Consider the following 16,603-nt stretch of genomic DNA (forward strand, 5'->3'; position numbering starts at 1 on the left):
TTGCAACACAACAAAATTCGACCACACTCCATCAGCCGCGCATCTTGTCGAACGCCGCTAGAACCGCAGCGCTGGTGGCATGGGCGCCGAAAACCCCGCCCTGCATGGTGATCATCTTCAGCGCCGCCAAGTGATTCCCGTAGTCAGTGGCGCCCGTGCAATCGGACAGAACCAGGCATTCATACCCACGGTCGTTGGCTTCGCGCCGTGTGGTGTGGACGCACACGTCGGTGGTGATACCGGTGAAGATCAGATGGGTGATACCGCGGTTCTTGAGGAGCAAGTCGAGATCCGTGGCGTAGAAGCTGCCCTTACCCGGCTTGTCCACCACCGTCTCGTCGGGCAGCGGCGCCATCTCCGGTACGATTTGCCACCCCGGTTCGCCGCGGGTCAGGATGCGGCCGCAGGGTCCCGGCGTTCCGATCTCGGCACCGGTCTGCGCCGATCTCCACTTCTGGTGTGCACGACGAACAGGCCCACCTCTCGCGCGGCCTGCAGCACCTTGCGCGCCGGGCCCAGCGGAGTGCGGGTCAACGACAGGTCGTATCCCATGACGTCGACGTAGCCGCCCCCACCCGCGAAGTCCACCTGCCAGTCAATGTTGATCAGGGCCGATGCATCTCGGGGGATATCGCCGTCGTAGGACCAGACATATGGATTGGCGTCAACGGCAATGCTAGCCATGGTCATGCCGCCATTCTGGCGCATTGAAAGTCGTTGCCGCAGTGGGTATTGCGCCGCTTCCCGGCTACTCGAGGCCCAGTGCGTTCGGCGGCAAGCTGCCTGCGGAGACCACAAACGCTTCCACCACCGTCGCCTGCTCGTAGCCCTCGACTTCCACCCGCCATTCGTATATGCCTGGCTCCAGCAGGATTCCGGCCGGAATGTTGAGGGTCAGCGGCATCCGAACCGACGTACCGTGGATCGCTCCCGGCGGACGACCCGCCTCGGCCGCGGCCTCGAACAGCATCCGCTGCGGCCCCTGTGGCCCGGGCACCACCACCGCTTCGCCGTCGGTGGTCAGCAATTGGCAGGTCAGCTTGTGCTGCTTGTTCGTCTCATCCCAGTCGATATCGAGAAACAGCACCAAAGCGAAAGGAGGCGTTGGTGTTTGACACTGTCGCCAGCCGAGCCCGAGAGCGTGGACCTTCCCCGATTGAGCGTCAGCCTGGGCAGCGTCTGCGAGAAACAGGCTGACCTTCATCTGGCTGCCGGCACCGCGCTGGGATGTATCACTGCGAGATCCTGCCCTGCGATTGCTGCCGTCACGAGATCAATCAGATCCACGTCCTGCTCCCAATCCGTATGCAATTACTCGGCAGGATCATACGCCGCCAGCCAGCCACCCAATCATGCGGTTTTGCGGCCCGGCCGCGGCGCTACTTCCCTGGCGGCAGTTGGCGGGGGCCTTCCGGTGAGCTCAGCTCGGGCGGTCCGTCCCGGCCGACCAGAGCCCGGTCATCGCGTCCGGTCGAGCCGACCGACAGCCCAGCCATGTCCCGGGCAGGCACATGCTCGAGCGACGGGCGGTCACGGTACGCGTCCAGCCGGCCCTCGTTGCCGCCAACTGCGCCCGTACCCTCGTAATCGCTATACCCACGCGACGATTCGATCCGGTTGGTTTCCGCTCGGCTCTCGGCCGCCGGGGCCGACGACGCCGCGGTGAGCTGCTGCTCGCCGGGGTCGGAACTCTCGGAGTTGACCGTCACCTTGCGGGTGCGCTTGAACGAGAACGCGATCTCCTCGACCTCTTCGAACACCTGGCGCGCGCTGCGCAGCGGCTGCGTGGTGTTGTCGATGACCTTGGCGACGAATGGCGGTACCAGCGGACGGATCCACCGCGCCGCGGCCTTGGTGGCGTCGGGAATCGAGGGAATCAATTGGTTTCCGCGCTCCTGTTGGGGTTCGTGTTCTTCGTGAGGTTCGACGGCGCCGCTGGATTCGATCTGTGCAGGCAGGTTGTCCCGAACCTCGCCCCGGTCGGGCTGTGGCGCAGCAGGCAACTCGGCGACGGCCCGGCTGGCGGCCTCGGCTTCGGCGGCGATCGGCAGATACATGTCTTCCTCCACTGACTCGAAGGTACGCTGCGACGACGCATGCACTGGGCCGTCGAGCGCTTCGATGACTCGACGGCGTTGGTGTTCGCGATCGATTTCGGCCTGGGCCTCGATGGCGAGGCGGGTCTGGGTGAGTTGATGTTCAGCCCACATGATTTCGGCGGCCCGGCGGACTTCGGCCCGCTTGATCGCGATGGCGGTGTCGGCCTCCAACTCGGCGCGTTCCTGCTCCGCGCGGGCGGCTGCGTGGCGATCGTGTGTTGTCTCGCCGCGCCACAGGCGCAGGATCAGCGGCAGCAGGTACAGCAGCGCGAAGAAGGCGACGATCAGCGCCCGCAGCACCAGTGGGCCAACGGCGGCAAGCGTCAGGTCGTTCATGGCGACCCACCTGGTACCCAAGCCGCGACTCGCATCGGCAACGACACCGTGCCGCGCGGCGGCCACAACCTGCTCGTCGCGGGCGACCCTGGCGTCCAGCTCAGGCGCCTGACGGTCACGAGCGGCCACCGCGGTGTCCAATTCGCGCTGCGCGTCAGCGAGAAGCTGGTTAGCCGTGCGCGTTTCGGGTCCCTGACCGGGAACCCCGGTGATGCGGGTTTGCGGGCAGGCCGGGCTGGGGTTGTATTCACAGCGCGCGATGACCAGCGCCCGGTCCAGCTGGCCGCGAGCCTGGTCGACGGTGTTGTCGAGCGAAGCCCGCGCGGTGCGCGCCTGTTGCAGCGCGAGTGAGGTTTGCGCGACGGCCGGCGCCGTATCCGCGTTGCTCAGGGCCTGCTCGTCGAGCCGGTGGTCGATAGAGCCGGAAAATGCCACCAGCGCAGCAAGTTCGCCGACCACGACACCCACCGCCACCGCGACCGCGGCACGGCCCGCGATACCGGCCCGGCCCCGGGCGGGGCCGCTGGCGGTACCGCGAATCACCGACCCGATCAGCAGACCGAAGACAAGCGTCGACGCGAGCACGGCCCAGATCGGCCAGCGCACCGACTCGCTGACGGCCAGGCTCGCGATCAGCCACGCCAGCCCGGCGCCCAGCGCAACAACCGCTCCGGCGACCGCGTGCGTGGACCGCTCGTGACGCTCGGCCAGTTCATGCGAGTGGCCGCCACCCAGCCAGGTGAGTAACCCCTCGATCCGTGCCACGGTCGAGCGCTGCTCAGGAACTTCATGGGCGCACATGGGACTCAAATACCTCCAAGTGCTCCAGCGTGGCAGGCCCCCGGCCGACACACCGAATCGAAGGCGCCCCTTGTGGTGTTGTTCACAACTCGGCACTCTGTGACGCAGATCACACCGCTTGGGCGCCGGGTGGCGGCGCTCGGGCTGCTCCGAGCGGGCCAGTGCGCTCGCTGGAAAACCATTTGAGCCTCGATTTCCTGCGACGCGAGCAGATCAGCGACCGTTGGGGCTGGCGACGTGAGACGGTATAAATCTATGCAAAATCACGACTTCCTCACCTACGAAGACTTCGGCCGCAAATTCTTCGAAGTCGCCGTCACACCGGATCGGGTCGCTGCCGCGTTCGCCGACATCGCCGGCAGCGAGTTCGCCATGGAGCCGATCTCGCAGGGGCCCGGCGGAATTGCGAAGGTCAGTGCGAATGTCAAGATTCAGGAGCCCCGGGTGACCCGGAAGCTGGGCGACCTGATCACCTTCGTCATCCACATTCCGCTGTCGATCGATCTCCTTCTCGACCTGCGCCTGGACAAGCAGCGATTCAAGGTCGCCGGAGACATCGCGCTGCGAGCGACCGCCCGCGCCGCCGATCCGCTGCTGCTGATCGTCGACGTCTCCAAACCACGGCCGTCCGATATCACGGTCAACGTATCGTCGAAATCCATTCGCGGTGAGGTCTTGCGCATTCTGGCCGGTGTCGACGGCGAGATTCGGCGTTTCATAGCCCAATACGTCGCCGAGGAAATCGATACACCGCAATCGCAAGCCGCCCAGGTCATCGATGTCGCCACCCGGTTGGACGCCGCCTGGACCGGCATCTAATTCTGTTGTCCGGCAAGGTCTTCGGCGGCATCGGTAAAGGACGCGATCGAACACTCCGTCACCGAGTTGACGCCCGTCGGCGCTGACGCTGCGGGTGGCCGGGCCGAATGAAATAGCGCTCGCGTGTTTACTGGGTCGCCTCGCCTGGGTAACTAATTCGGACGATCAGGCCCGGCCTGGCCACCATCGCAGCGCAGGAGGAGCGGGTTAACGCATGGCGCAGGTAGACGTTTCAACGACATCCGATCTGGACCCGGCGTCCGCCTGGAAGCTGGCGTCCGACCTGCAGCGATTCGATGAGTGGCTGACGATTTTCGGCGGTTGGCGCAGTGCGGTGCCCGCAGAGATCGAACAGGGCACCTGTATTTCGTCGTGCATCAAGGTCAAAGGTTTCCGCAATATCATCCACTGGGAAGTGACTCGCTACGACGAACCCAAATCCATTGAGCTGCAGGGTCGCGGCCGGGGTGGGATACGGATCGACCTGCAAATGGCGGTAGCCGACGACAATCCGGGGTCCACTTTTCATCTCGTCGCCGACCTCAAGGGTGGTCTGCTCGGCGGTCCGGTCGGCAAACTCGTGGCCAGAGTGCTGCGCTCGGATGTGCGGAATTCGATCGATAATCTCGCGGCCTTGCAGTAACGGCCTTGCAATGACCGGGCATACCTACCGCACGGGCCGGTTGGAGCGGGGCCCGTTGGCGACGGGATGATCCAAACTCCATTCCCGCTCGGCTTGGCGGACTCGCCGGCGTTCCATGGAGAGCCATGCCAAACCGGCGCCGAATACCAACATCCCACCGATCGCCGCGGCGATTCCAATGGTTACTTGGCCAAAGGCGAAATTGGCCACGCAGACCACTAAGACCAGCGCGGCGCCCGCCACCACGACCAGCCCCGGCACCCGCTCTACGTCATCGATCTGTGGAGCCGAGTCGACCCGGCGGTGCGAGATGTTCCCCATGAACGTCTCCTCTGCTATCGCCTGCAATAGCTGAGGCGCCGACCCGAACGGCACCCGGCCGGCCCCGACCGGCCTGCGTAGGGCATTTTGATGAACTACCCGAAATGCCGTGCGGACAAACGACTTCGAATCACGCCCGAGGCCGCAGCCGGCGCACCGGCCGGGTCTCGAGGGCGTTGATCGTCAAGGCCCGACGGCTGATCCGCCACCCGGCATCGGTCAACTGATACTCGTCGTCGTAGCGCAGATGCCACACCACATCGACGATTTCGCCTGAGCGCGTGTCCCAATGGTGCGCGACGCAGGCGATGCGGCCACGGGCGACGCCGGCTCGCGGGCCTTCGTCGTACACCTCACCGACGATCGCGTGCTCCGTGCGTAACACCCGAGCGACGGCGGCTACCGCGCCGGCGATGGCCGCTTGCCCCAGATGAGTGTGGACGGGTTCCAGCGCGGCGGGCGGGTCAGGCACCGAAAGTTCCGCAGATTCAGTGAAAAGTGCTGCAGCAGTGTCGAATTGACGGTCGTCGACGTAAGCGGCGTATCGGTGTACCAGATCGGAGAGGGCAGCCCGTTCGATTGCTGGAACGGCCATCAAGACGCCAACGACAGCCGTTGCGCGCAAGCCGAAAGGATGTCTTTGGCCTGCTCGATTCCGGTGGTGGGCGGCATGGCCAGCACGATCCGGTCGGCGCCTTGGTCGATCAGACCGGCGGCACGTTCGGCATCGATCTTGGTGACGAGGTGGCCCAGAGAGATCTCAAGGCTCGCCGGATCGCGGCCCGCGGCCGACGCTTCGGCGTGCATCAGCTCGATCAGCGCAGCCAATTGCGCGCCGCTGACGCCCAGCGGTTGGAATCCGTCGCCGAACCGTCCGGCGCGCCGGGCGGCCGCCCTGGTGTGTCCACCGATGTGAATAGGAAGTCGCGCAACGGGTTTGGGATAGCACATGGCGTTGTCGAAGCTGAAGAACTCGCCGTGAAAAGACGCACCTTGCGGCTGGTCGGCCCACAGCGCCCGCAGCACGGTTAACTGCTCGTCGGCCCGTCGGCCCCGGTTGTCGAAGTCTGCCCCGCAGGCTTCGAGTTCTTCCTTGAGCCAACCCACACCCACGCACAGCCGCAATCTGCCGCCCGAAAGGGCGTCCACGGTGGCCGCGCGTTTGGCGAGCACCACCGGATGATGGTTGGGCAGCACCAGGACTCCGGTGGCCAGGGTGAGCCGGGTGGTCCGGCCGGCCAAGAACGCAAGCAGATCGAGCGGGTCAGGAATCGGACAGTCCGGCGTCAGCCCGACCCGTCCGGAACGGTCATAGGGATAGACGCTGTCGTAGCGGGTGACTAAGACGGTGTGCTCGACGACGATGATCGATTCGAAACCGCATGCCTCGAGGTGCTGGGCGAAGGCCGTCATCCACTCCGGGTCGGCGGTAACACCGTCGGCCACCGGGACCACGACCCCGGCCTTCAGCGGGACGTTCATGAGAACCGAAGCTACAGGTGGGCGGTCCGTCGACCCTACGCGGCTAGCTGCGCCTCAGAGCGTCTGGTGCCGGCCGAAATACTTGTGATCCTCGCTGTAGCCGCCGTAACCACTGCCGATCCCCGAGTAGTGTGCGACGAACTCAATGCCTTTGATCCACTTCACCTGCTTGAAGCCGTGCTGCAGCTCGTTGCGTAGCCGCAGCGGCCGCCCGTGCAGGTAGGGGAGTGGCTGGTCGTTCATGTTGTAGGCCAGCATGCTCATGTGGTGAGTCATTTGGTCGAGGGGGTGGGCGTTGTAGTAGATGCCGCCGGTCGCGCCCTCGCCCATTGAGTAGAAGACCACCCATTTCGCCTCCGGCAGCGGCTTGACGATGTCGATGATGGTCTGCATTGACACGCCGCCCCACTTGGCCACGCCCGACCACGCCTGAATGCAGAAGTGCTGGGTGATCTGGTCGTGATAGGGCAAGGCTCGCAAGTCGTCGAGTGAGAAGGCCGTCGGATTCTCGACAAGGCCGTACACCCGCAGCCGCCAGTCCGCGAAGTCGTTTTCTTCCAGCTCTTTGTACTCGACGTTCTCGGGCAATCGGCCGTTGCGCCAATGGAACGGTGAGATGTCCTTTTCGGTGAAGGCGCCCGGCTTCGGGTTGAGGTTTTCCAGCACCCGTTGGAATGGGCCGACCAGCGCATACCCCACCCGCTGAACTACGCGCGGGTGCCGAATGGTGAACGGAGTGGCCGCTACCCATGCGACGGCCACCACCACCATGGCGACCACAAACACCGCGAAACCCGTCCAGCCGTCGTCGTCGCGCGCGGCGAAAATGTGGTTGAGGTTGCGCAACGCCTCCGTCGCAAAGACCAGCGTGACGTGCACGAGGATGAAGAACAGGAAGTACACCAGGACCAGAAAGTGCAGCGAACGGGCGTGCTGAATGCTCAGGCGCTTGCTCAGCCAGTGGACACGTTGCGACAGTGCCGGCGACATGCCCAGTCCGGTGATCAGCGCGGCCGGGGCGGCGATGAAGACTGTGGTGAAGTAGGCCAGCACCTGTAGACCGTTATAGGCGAGCCACCCGTCGTCATGTGGCCAGTCCAGAGACAGGTACTGGATCGCTACGGACGCGGCGTCGGGGAAGACGTCCCAGCTGGTCGGCGCGATGTGGCGCCACTGCCCGGTAGCGAACAGCAGCACATAGAAGACCGCGCCGTTGACCAGCCACAGGACGTCTATGCCGAGATGCCACCACCGCGCGAGTCCAATGGAGTGGCGAAATCCAGGCAATCCGAACTGAGGGGGCAGCGCCACGGTGTCGGAGTTAGCGGTCCACAGCGGATCGTCGGGAACGGGCGGACCGACCCGCAGCCACTCATCCTTGCCCGGAGTGGCATTGCGGCTGAAGTACAGCCGCGGGTGATCGCACAAAATCTGGATGCCGGACCGGATGATGAACATCATCATGAAGAGGTTGAAAAAGTGCGTCCAGCCAATCCAGGCCGGCAACGTGGGCCTGGCGTGCTTGACGTCGGTTCCGGGGTAACGCTGAATAAATGACTGCACCGCCGGCATGTTGTGCAGCCCTTTGCCTATCGCCACGGCGGCCACCAGTAGAGCGAAGCCGATGGGTATCAGCCACAACAGGTTGAACCATTTGTCGCGCCCGACCCGCAGCCGCGGCGCAGTAGCCCGCCGAGTGAGGTCGAAGCCGCCTCCATAGGTCTCGACATCGACGACGTCCTCGGCGCTATGGACCTCCTTGGCGTAATCGACGCCAAGTTGTCGTTCCAGCCGGGCGATTTCGGCTGCCGTGGCGGGCGGTAGTGCCGTCCCCGCAGAGTCAGCCACGCGATCAGCGTCTTCACCAGTGATGCTCACTGCCCGAAATTACAACTTTAGTTGCGCTAGAGCAAACAAATCGGACGCAAAACGCTCAATATCGCCGTTAATGGCCGGTCACCGCCTGGACAGCGTCGGCGAGGGTGGCGGCCCCGCGGTCAGTGAAGATGTCCTCGAGCAGGATCTGCCGGCCGTCGGGGCCGGTCAGCGGAACCCGCCAGTTGGGATATTCGTCGGTGGTGCCGGGCTGATTCTGGGTCCGGCGGTCACCGACCGCATCGGTCAGCGCCACACCCAACAAACGCGACGGTGTGCGCCCGAGATATCGGTACAGAGCAAGAATCGTCTCTTCCGGGTCGTCATTAGCGTCTTCGCCGGCTTCGAGCAGGCCGACCCGGCGCAACTCGGCCGTCCACGCCTCGAGCTCGGCCCGGCTCGATTCGAGTTCGGCTGCCACCGGCCGGGTCAACAACCCCAGTGATTCGCGCAGCCGCACGTGATCGCCGGCCAGATAACCCGCGGTCGGTGGCAGGTCGTGGGTGGTCACCGACGACAAGCAGTACTCCCGCCAGCGCTCGGCGGGCAGCGGCCCGCCATTTCCGTCTCGATCCTGCTCGAACCAGAGAATCGAGGTGCCCAACAGGCCGCGTAGTAAGAGGTAGTCGCGCACCCAGGGTTCCACGGTGCCCAGATCCTCGCCGACGACAACCGCCCCGGCACGATGCGCCTCCAGGGCAACGATGCCGATCATCGCCTCATGGTCGTAGCGCACGTAGGTGCCCTCGGTCGGCGGCACGCCCTCGGGAATCCACCACAGCCGAAACAGTCCGATGATGTGGTCGATGCGTACGCCGCCGGCGTGGCGCAGCACATTCTGGATCAACGCCCGAAATGGACGGTATTCCTGCTCATCGAGTCGGTCTGGGCGCCAGGGAGGTTGCGACCAATCCTGGCCGAGCTGGTTGAACTCATCCGGCGGCGCGCCTGCGGTCACGCCCAGCGCCAGTACATCCTGCAGCGCCCAGGCGTCAGCCCCGTTAGGGTGCACGCCGACGGCGAGGTCGTGCATGATGCCCAACGCCATTCCGGCCCGGACGGCCTGCGATTGAGCAGCGGCGAGCTGCTCGTCGAGCTGCCATTGCAGCCAGCGGTGGAAGTCAACCGCTTCCTTATGTTTATTGACGAACTTGGCCACCCCCGCAGCGTCTGGATGCTGCAGCGATTTCGGCCAGCGATGCCAGTCGCCGCCGTACTCCTCGGCCAGCGCACACCAGGTGGCGAAGTCGTCCAAGGCGCGCCCTTCCCGGGCGCGGAACGCGGCATAGGACAACTCGCGCCCGGCTGAGCGCGGTACCCGGTGGATGAGCTGCAGCGCGGCGCGCTTGGCGGTCCAGGCCGCGTCACGGTCGATCGCGTCGAGCCGATCCGCACGGTCTTGCACCTGGTCGCGCAGCTGGCGCACCCTGCTGCGCTTGGGCAGGTCGACGATTTCGGGGATGGCCTCGACCCGTAGGTAAAGGGGATTGACGAAGCGCCGTGACGTCGGCAAGTACGGTGACGGCTCCATCGGAGCGCCCGGTCCCGACGGCGCCGCCGCGTGCAAGGGATTGACCAGGACATAGTCGGCGCCGTGCGCCGAGGCCGACCACAGCGCCAGATCTGCGAGGTCGGTGAGGTCGCCGATGCCCCACGAGCGTCGGGACCGCACGCTGTAGAGCTGGGTGGCCAGGCCCCAGGCGCGGCGGGCACCGAGTCGCTCGGGCAGCCCGAGCCAATCCGGCGTCACGATGAGGGCGGTGCTGGCCTGGTGGTCGCCGGAACGCAGCTGCACCCGGTGGTAGCCGAGCGGCAGGTCGGCGGGCAACACGAAGCTGGCCTCGCCGATCCAGCGGCCGTCCAGATCGAACGGCGGAGTGAAGTTGTCTACCTGGATCAGCCCGCCCCGCACGGTGCCGTCCTCGAGCTGCAACCTGACTTCGGCCGGAGCGCCGTGTGTCACATGCACCCAAAAGCGCGTTTGGGCGCCGGCGCGGCCCACGATGGTCGGCGGCAACGGGCGTGCCCAATACGAGCGCAGCTGGGCAGTCAAGGCGGCGTTGCGCTGCTGCTCGGTGTCGGCCGCAACACCCAGGGCGGCCAGTACGGCGACCAGCGTGGTCTCCGGAACGAGCACCTGCCGGCCGGTCCAGTCGTCATAGCCGGTGGCGATGCCGAATCGCCGGGCCAGTTCGACCAGCGAGGGCGCAAGCTCAGTCATGTCGCCCATCTTGCGTGGCGTCGCCGGGTGCGGGGGCGACAGGGGCGCTTTCGCCGGAAACGGCCGCCAAGGCGCTCCGATTACTTCGCAGGTCAGGGCCTTGCATGCGGCCTAGACACGGAAGTTTTCGGCTCAACAGGCCGACGCGGCAAATCGCCGCTACCATGCCCAGTGGAGACACGGCGAAATCTTGGGGGATCCAGCGTGGTCGGCGTCGCGTGACGGCGTGTGTGTGGGTGCCCTACGGTTATCGAAGTGCATAAATATGCAGGTCATTAACCAGGCGTTTTAACAGACCGGATGGTGAAATAACGTGGCTGAAGAGAGCCGGGGGCAGCGGGGGTCGGGGTACGGCCTCGGGCTATCGACGCGAACCCAGGTGACCGGTTACCAGTTCCTGGCCCGCCGCACCGCAATGGCGTTGACCCGGTGGCGCGTCCGGATGGAGATCGAGCCGGGCCGGCGCCAAACGCTGGCGGTGGTCGCGTCGATATCGGCAGCGTTGGTGATCTGTCTAGGTGCGCTGCTGTGGTCGTTCATCAGCCCGTCCGGCCAGATAAACGAGTCGCCGATCATTGCCGACCGGGACTCCGGTGCGCTTTACGTCCGAGTCGGCGACCGGCTCTACCCGGCCCTGAATTTGGCGTCTGCGCGGCTGATCACCGGGCGGGCCGACAATCCGCACCTGGTCAAGGCCAGCCAGATCGCCAGCCTGCCGCACGGGCCACTGGTCGGCATCCCCGGTGCACCATCGGAATTCGCGCCGAAGAGTCCAACCGCGTCGTCGTGGCTGGTGTGTGACACCGTGGCCACTTCAACCGGTGTCGGGACCCCCGGCGGAGTGACGGTGACCGTCATCGACGGCACCCCCGACCTGACCAACCACCGGCGGACCCTGACCGGATCGGACGCCGTCGTACTCAACTACGGCGGCAACACCTGGGTTATCCGGGAAGGACGCCGCTCGAAGATCGACGCGACCGACCGGTCGGTGCTGTTGCCGCTGGGTCTCACACCGGAACAAGTCAGCCAGGCCAAGCCGATGAGTCACGCGCTTTACGACGCGTTGCCGGTCGGACCCGAATTGCTGGTGCCCGAGGTGCCCAACGTGGGTGCACCGGCGACCTTCCCGGGTGCGCCCGGCCCGGTCGGCACCGTACTGGTGACTCCGCAAATCAGTGGGCCGCAACAGTATTCGCTGGTGCTGGTGGACGGTGTGCAGACGCTGCCGCCGCTGGTGGCCCAGATCATGCAGAACGCGGGGCGGCCCGGCAACACCAAGCCGGTGACGATAGAACCGTCGGCGCTGGCGAAGATGCCGGTCGTCAACAGGCTGGATCTATCCGCTTACCCGGACAACCCGTTGAACGTGCTGGACATCCGGGAGAACCCGTCGACCTGCTGGTGGTGGGAACGGACCGCCGGTGAGAACCGGGCCCGGGTGCAAGTAATCGCCGGACCAACCCTTCCGATCTCACAACACGAAATGAAAAGGGTTGTGTCGCTGGTGAAAGCCGATATGACCGGACGCGAAGCCGACCAGGTGTACTTCGGCCCCAACTTCGCGAACTTCGTCGCCGTCACCGGTAACAACCCGGCCGCTCAAACAGTGGAATCGTTGTGGTGGCTCACCAATGCCGGCGCCCGGTTCGGAGTGGAAGACAGTAAGGAAGCACGTGACGCCCTGGGCCTGACGTTGCAGCCGAGTTTGGCGCCGTGGGTGGCGCTGCGACTGCTGCCTCAAGGTCCGACGCTGTCTCGAGCTGACGCCCTGGTCGAGCACGACACCCTGCCCATGGACATGACCCCTGCAGAGTTGGTGGTACCGAAGTGAAACGTGGATTTGCGCGACCGACAGCCGAAAGGCCTCCGGTAATCAAGCCGGAGAACATCGTCCTGCCAACGCCCCTGAGCATTCCGCCGCCAGAGGGCAAGCCGTGGTACATGATCGTGATCGGCGTCGTCGTGATCGGCCTGCTGGGCGGCATGGTGGCCATGACCTTTGCCAGTGGGTCACACGTGTTCGGCGGCGTCGGTTCGATATTCCCCATCTTCATGGTCGGCGGCATGATGATGATGATGTTCGGCGGCCGGATGGGCGGCCAGCAGCAGATGAGCCGGCCGAAATTGGACGCCATGCGCGCCCAGTTCATGCTGATGCTGGACATGCTCCGCGAGACGGCGCAGGAGTCGGCCGACAGTATGGACGCCAACTACCGGTGGTTTCACCCGGCGCCCACCACGCTGACCGCGGCCGTGGGCTCGTCCCGGATGTGGGAGCGCAAACCGGACGGCAAGGACCTCAACTTCGGCGTCGTCCGCGTCGGTGTTGGCATGACGCGTCCCGAGGTGACCTGGGGTGAGCCACAGAACATGCCGACCGACATCGAGCTGGAGCCGGTGACGGGCAAGGCGCTTCAGGAGTTCGGACGCTACCAAAGCGTCGTCTACAACCTGCCGAAGATGGTTTCAGTGCTGGTTGAGCCGTGGTACGCATTGGTCGGCGAACGCGAGCAGGTGCTGGGGTTGATGCGCGCGATCATCTGCCAGCTGGCGTTCTCCCATGGACCCGACCATGTCCAGATGATCGTGGTCAGTTCCGATTTGGACAAGTGGGACTGGGTCAAATGGCTGCCACACTTCGGTGATTCGCGGCGCCACGACGCGGCCGGCAACGCCCGGATGGTGTACAGCTCGGTGCGCGAGTTCGCCGCCGAACAAGCCGAATTGTTCGCCGGCCGTGGGTCGTTCACGCCCCGGCATGCGAGCTCATCGGCGCAAACTCCGACACCGCACCACGTGATCATCGCCGACGTCGATGACCCGCAATGGGAGTACGTGATCAGCGCCGAGGGTGTGGACGGGGTGACGTTCTTCGATTTGACCGGCTCCTCGATGTGGACGGAGGTCCCCGAGCGGAAGTTGCAGTTCGACGAGGTCGGTGTGATCGAAGCCCTGCCTCGCGACCGTGACACCTGGATGGTGATCGACGACAAGGCGTGGTTCTTCGCGCTCAGCGACCAGCTCACCATCGCCGAGGCCGAGGAGTTCGCTCAAAAGCTGGCCCAATGGCGGCTCGCCGAGGCCTACGAAGAGATCGGCCAGCGGGTTGCCCACATCGGCGCGCGAGACATCTTGTCCTACTACGGCGTTGACGATCCATCGAATATCGACTTCGACGCGCTGTGGGGGAGCCGCACTGACAGCATGGGCCGTTCGAGACTGCGGGCGCCATTCGGCAACCGGTCTGACAACGGTGAGTTGCTGTTCTTGGACATGAAGTCGCTCGACGAGGGCGGCGACGGCCCGCACGGTGTCATGTCGGGCACCACCGGTTCGGGTAAGTCGACACTGGTGCGGACCGTTATCGAGTCGCTGATGCTCGGTCATCCGCCCGAGGAACTGCAATTCGTGCTGGCTGACCTCAAGGGTGGTTCGGCCGTTAAGCCGTTCGCCGGCGTACCGCACGTGTCTCGGATCATCACCGACCTGGAAGAAGACCAGGCACTGATGGAACGTTTCCTGGACGCGCTGTGGGGCGAGATCGCGCGCCGCAAGGCGATCTGCGACAGCGCCGGTGTCGACGACGCCAAAGAGTACAACTCGGTACGGGCCAGGATGCGCGCACGCGGGCAGGACATGGCGCCGCTGCCGATGCTGGTGGTGGTCATCGACGAGTTCTACGAGTGGTTCCGGATCATGCCGACGGCCGTCGACGTCCTCGACTCGATCGGCCGGCAGGGTCGCGCCTACTGGATCCACCTGATGATGGCTTCGCAGACCATTGAGAGCCGAGCCGAAAAGCTCATGGAGAACATGGGTTACCGCCTGGTGCTGAAGGCGCGTACCGCCGGTGCGGCGCAGGCGGCCGGCGTGCCGAACGCGGTCAACCTACCTGCCCAGGCCGGTCTGGGATACTTCCGTAAGAGCCTCGAGGACATCATCAGGTTCCAGGCCGAGTTCCTGTGGCGCGACTATTTCCGCCTCAGCAGCATCGACGGCGAGGAAGCGCCGGTGCTGGTGCACAACATCGACTATGTGCGCCCGCAACTGTTCACCAACGATTTCACCCCACTCGAGGTGAGCGTTGGCGGCCCGGAGGTCGAACCGGTGGCCGCCTACACCAACGGCGAGGTGCACGCCGCCGACGGCGAAGCCGAGGAAGAAGAAGGCGGAATTCGCACGCCGAAGGTCGGCACGGTGATCATCGATCAGCTGCGCAGGATCAATTTCGAGCCGTACCGGCTCTGGCAGCCTCCGTTGACGAAACCCGTCCCCATCGACGAGTTGGTCAACCGGTTCCTCGGCCGCCCGTGGCACAAGGATTACGGCACCGCGAGGGATCTGGTGTTCCCGATCGGGATCATCGACCGCCCGTTCAAGCACGACCAGCCGCCATGGACGGTCGACACCTCCGGTCCCGGTGCCAACGTCTTGATTCTGGGTGCCGGCGGTTCGGGCAAGACGACCGCGCTGCAGACGCTGATCTGTTCGGCGGCGCTGACGCACACGCCCGAGCAGGTGCAGTTCTACTGCCTGGCTTACAGCAGCACCGCATTGACGACGTTGGCTCAGCTGCCGCACGTGGGTGAGGTGGCCGGTCCGACGGATCCGTACGGTGTGCGCCGGACGGTGGCCGAGCTGTTGGCCCTGGTCCGCGACCGCAAGCGCACCTTCCTGGAATGCGGCATCGCGTCGATGGATATGTTCCGGCGCCGCAAGTTCGCCGGGGAGGCCGGACCGGTGCCCAACGACGGCTTCGGCGATGTCTTCCTGGTGATCGACAATTACCGGGCGCTTGCCGAGGAAAACGAGGTGTTGATCGAGCAGGTCAACCTGATCATCAACCAGGGCCCCTCGTTCGGGGTGCACGTGATCGTCACCGCCGATCGCGAATCCGAACTTCGGCCGCCGGTGCGAAGCGGCTTCGGTTCCCGGGTCGAATTGCGCTTGGCCGCAGTGGAAGACGCCAAGCTGGTGCGGTCCCGCTTCGCCAAGGACGTACCGGTCAAGCCGGGTCGCGGCATGGTCGCGGTCAACTACGTGCGCTTGGACAGCGACCCGCAGGCCGGCCTGCACACGTTGGTGGCCCGTCCGGCGCTGGCCAGTACGGCCGACAACGTCTTCGAATGCGACAGCATCGTTGCGGCGGTCAGCAGGCTCACCAGCGCCCAGGCACCCCCGGTGCGCAGGCTGCCTGCCCGGTTCGGCGTGGAGCAGGTGCGGGAGCTGGCCGCGCGCGACACCCGCCAGAATGTTGGTGCCGGCGGAATCGCTTGGGCCATATCCGAATTGGATCTGCAGCCGGTGTATCTCAACTTCGCCGAGAACTCGCACTTGATGGTGACGGGCCGCCGCGAGTGTGGGCGTACCACGACGTTGGCCACCATCATGTCCGAGATCGGACGGTTGTATGCGCCCGGCGCCAGCAGCGCACCGCCGCCGCCCGCCGGACGGCCTTCTGCGCAGGTATGGCTGGTCGACCCGCGCCGTCAGCTGCTGACCGCACTGGGTTCGGACTATGTCGAGAAGTTCGCCTACAACCTCGACGGCGTCGTGCAAATGGTCGGTGACCTGGCGGCGGCCTTGGCCGGCCGTGAGCCGCCGCCCGGTCTGTCCGCCGAGCAGCTGCTGTCCCGGTCATGGTGGAGCGGCCCGGAGATCTTCCTGATCGTCGACGACATTCAGCAGCTGCCGCCAGGTTTCGATTCGCCGCTACACAAGGTGGTTCCGTTCGTAAACCGGGCCGCCGATCTGGGGTTGCATGTGATCGTCACCCGTTCCTTCGGTGGCTGGTCGTCGGCCGGCAGCGACCCGATGCTGCGGGCCCTGCATCAGGCCAATGCGCCGTTGCTGGTGATGGACGCCGACCCGGACGAGGGCTTCATCCGAGGCAAGATGAAGGGCGGTCCGCTGCCCCGCGGCCGTGGCCTGCTGATGGCCGAGGACACCGGCGTGTTCGTCCAGGTGGCAGCCACCGAGGTGCGCAAGTAGACAACTGCTGTC

General features: G+C 65.3%; 11 protein-coding genes and 1 pseudogene. 4 read left to right on the plus strand and 8 right to left on the minus strand.

Going from position 1 to position 16,603, the window contains the following annotated elements:
• Positions 1-31: 31 nt before the first annotated feature.
• The 3 genes and pseudogenes from BST12_RS01985 to BST12_RS01995 form a co-directional block, all read right to left on the minus strand.
• Positions 32-684: pseudogene (locus tag BST12_RS01985) on the minus strand (cysteine hydrolase family protein).
• A 64-nt stretch (positions 685-748) separates the two neighbouring features.
• Complete coding sequence (locus tag BST12_RS01990) at positions 749-1,204, minus strand: DUF6941 family protein (RefSeq protein WP_083111327.1); 456 nt, start codon at positions 1,202-1,204, stop codon at positions 749-751.
• Between the two features lie 175 nt (positions 1,205-1,379).
• On the minus strand, positions 1,380-3,236 hold the full coding sequence (locus BST12_RS01995) for a DUF4407 domain-containing protein (RefSeq protein WP_083111328.1): 1,857 nt from the start codon (positions 3,234-3,236) through the stop codon (positions 1,380-1,382).
• Positions 3,237-3,491: 255 nt separating this feature from the next.
• Between BST12_RS01995 and BST12_RS02000 the strand changes: the two genes are divergently transcribed.
• Positions 3,492-4,055, plus strand: coding sequence for a hypothetical protein (locus tag BST12_RS02000; RefSeq protein ID WP_083111329.1), 564 nt, complete (start codon positions 3,492-3,494; stop codon positions 4,053-4,055).
• 214 nt (positions 4,056-4,269) lie between these two features.
• Positions 4,270-4,698: a type II toxin-antitoxin system Rv0910 family toxin gene (locus tag BST12_RS02005; RefSeq protein ID WP_083111330.1), complete on the plus strand. Its 429-nt coding sequence runs from the start codon at positions 4,270-4,272 to the stop codon at positions 4,696-4,698.
• A 24-nt stretch (positions 4,699-4,722) separates the two neighbouring features.
• On the opposite strand, the gene BST12_RS02010 is transcribed toward BST12_RS02005, so the two are convergent.
• The 5 genes from BST12_RS02010 to malQ form a co-directional block, all read right to left on the minus strand.
• Positions 4,723-5,019: a LapA family protein gene (locus BST12_RS02010; RefSeq protein ID WP_245850009.1), complete on the minus strand. Its 297-nt coding sequence runs from the start codon at positions 5,017-5,019 to the stop codon at positions 4,723-4,725.
• Positions 5,020-5,149: 130 nt separating this feature from the next.
• On the minus strand, positions 5,150-5,614 hold the full coding sequence (locus BST12_RS02015; RefSeq protein ID WP_083111331.1) for a nuclear transport factor 2 family protein: 465 nt from the start codon (positions 5,612-5,614) through the stop codon (positions 5,150-5,152).
• Positions 5,614-6,489, minus strand: a complete 876-nt coding sequence (locus BST12_RS02020; RefSeq protein WP_083111458.1) for an LLM class F420-dependent oxidoreductase — start codon at positions 6,487-6,489, stop codon at positions 5,614-5,616. Before BST12_RS02020 ends, BST12_RS02015 begins: the two co-directional genes overlap by 1 nt.
• 66 nt (positions 6,490-6,555) lie before the next feature.
• Positions 6,556-8,292, minus strand: coding sequence for a molybdopterin-dependent oxidoreductase (locus BST12_RS02025; RefSeq protein ID WP_083111459.1), 1,737 nt, complete (start codon positions 8,290-8,292; stop codon positions 6,556-6,558).
• Between the two features lie 154 nt (positions 8,293-8,446).
• Positions 8,447-10,597 carry a 4-alpha-glucanotransferase gene (gene malQ / locus BST12_RS02030; protein WP_083111460.1) on the minus strand — a complete coding sequence of 717 codons (2,151 nt, stop codon included), beginning with the start codon at positions 10,595-10,597 and terminating at the stop codon, positions 8,447-8,449.
• Positions 10,598-10,910: 313 nt separating this feature from the next.
• On the opposite strand from malQ, the gene eccB reads away from it, so the two are divergent.
• The gene (gene eccB, locus BST12_RS02035) at positions 10,911-12,431 is read left to right on the plus strand and encodes a type VII secretion protein EccB (RefSeq protein ID WP_083111332.1); all 1,521 of its coding nucleotides are present in this window, start codon (positions 10,911-10,913) and stop codon (positions 12,429-12,431) included.
• Complete coding sequence (gene eccCa, locus BST12_RS02040; protein ID WP_083111333.1) at positions 12,428-16,591, plus strand: type VII secretion protein EccCa; 4,164 nt, start codon at positions 12,428-12,430, stop codon at positions 16,589-16,591. The genes eccB and eccCa overlap by 4 nt, the downstream gene beginning before the upstream one ends.
• Positions 16,592-16,603 lie beyond the last annotated feature (12 nt).

This window comes from Mycobacterium angelicum, from assembly GCF_002086155.1.
In the GTDB taxonomy this organism is placed as follows: domain Bacteria; phylum Actinomycetota; class Actinomycetes; order Mycobacteriales; family Mycobacteriaceae; genus Mycobacterium; species Mycobacterium angelicum.

What these genes read in the sequence shown, in the direction of transcription:
- BST12_RS01990 (WP_083111327.1), bottom strand. Translation starts at nt 1,204, where the DNA reads ATGAAGGTCAGCCTGTTTCTCGCAGACGCTGCCCAGGCTGACGCTCAA.
- BST12_RS01995 (WP_083111328.1), bottom strand. Translation starts at nt 3,236, where the DNA reads ATGTGCGCCCATGAAGTTCCTGAGCAGCGCTCGACCGTGGCACGGATC.
- BST12_RS02000 (WP_083111329.1), top strand. Translation starts at nt 3,492, where the DNA reads ATGCAAAATCACGACTTCCTCACCTACGAAGACTTCGGCCGCAAATTC.
- BST12_RS02005 (WP_083111330.1), top strand. Translation starts at nt 4,270, where the DNA reads ATGGCGCAGGTAGACGTTTCAACGACATCCGATCTGGACCCGGCGTCC.
- BST12_RS02010 (WP_245850009.1), bottom strand. Translation starts at nt 5,019, where the DNA reads ATGGGGAACATCTCGCACCGCCGGGTCGACTCGGCTCCACAGATCGAT.
- BST12_RS02015 (WP_083111331.1), bottom strand. Translation starts at nt 5,614, where the DNA reads ATGGCCGTTCCAGCAATCGAACGGGCTGCCCTCTCCGATCTGGTACAC.
- malQ (WP_083111460.1), bottom strand. Translation starts at nt 10,597, where the DNA reads ATGACTGAGCTTGCGCCCTCGCTGGTCGAACTGGCCCGGCGATTCGGC.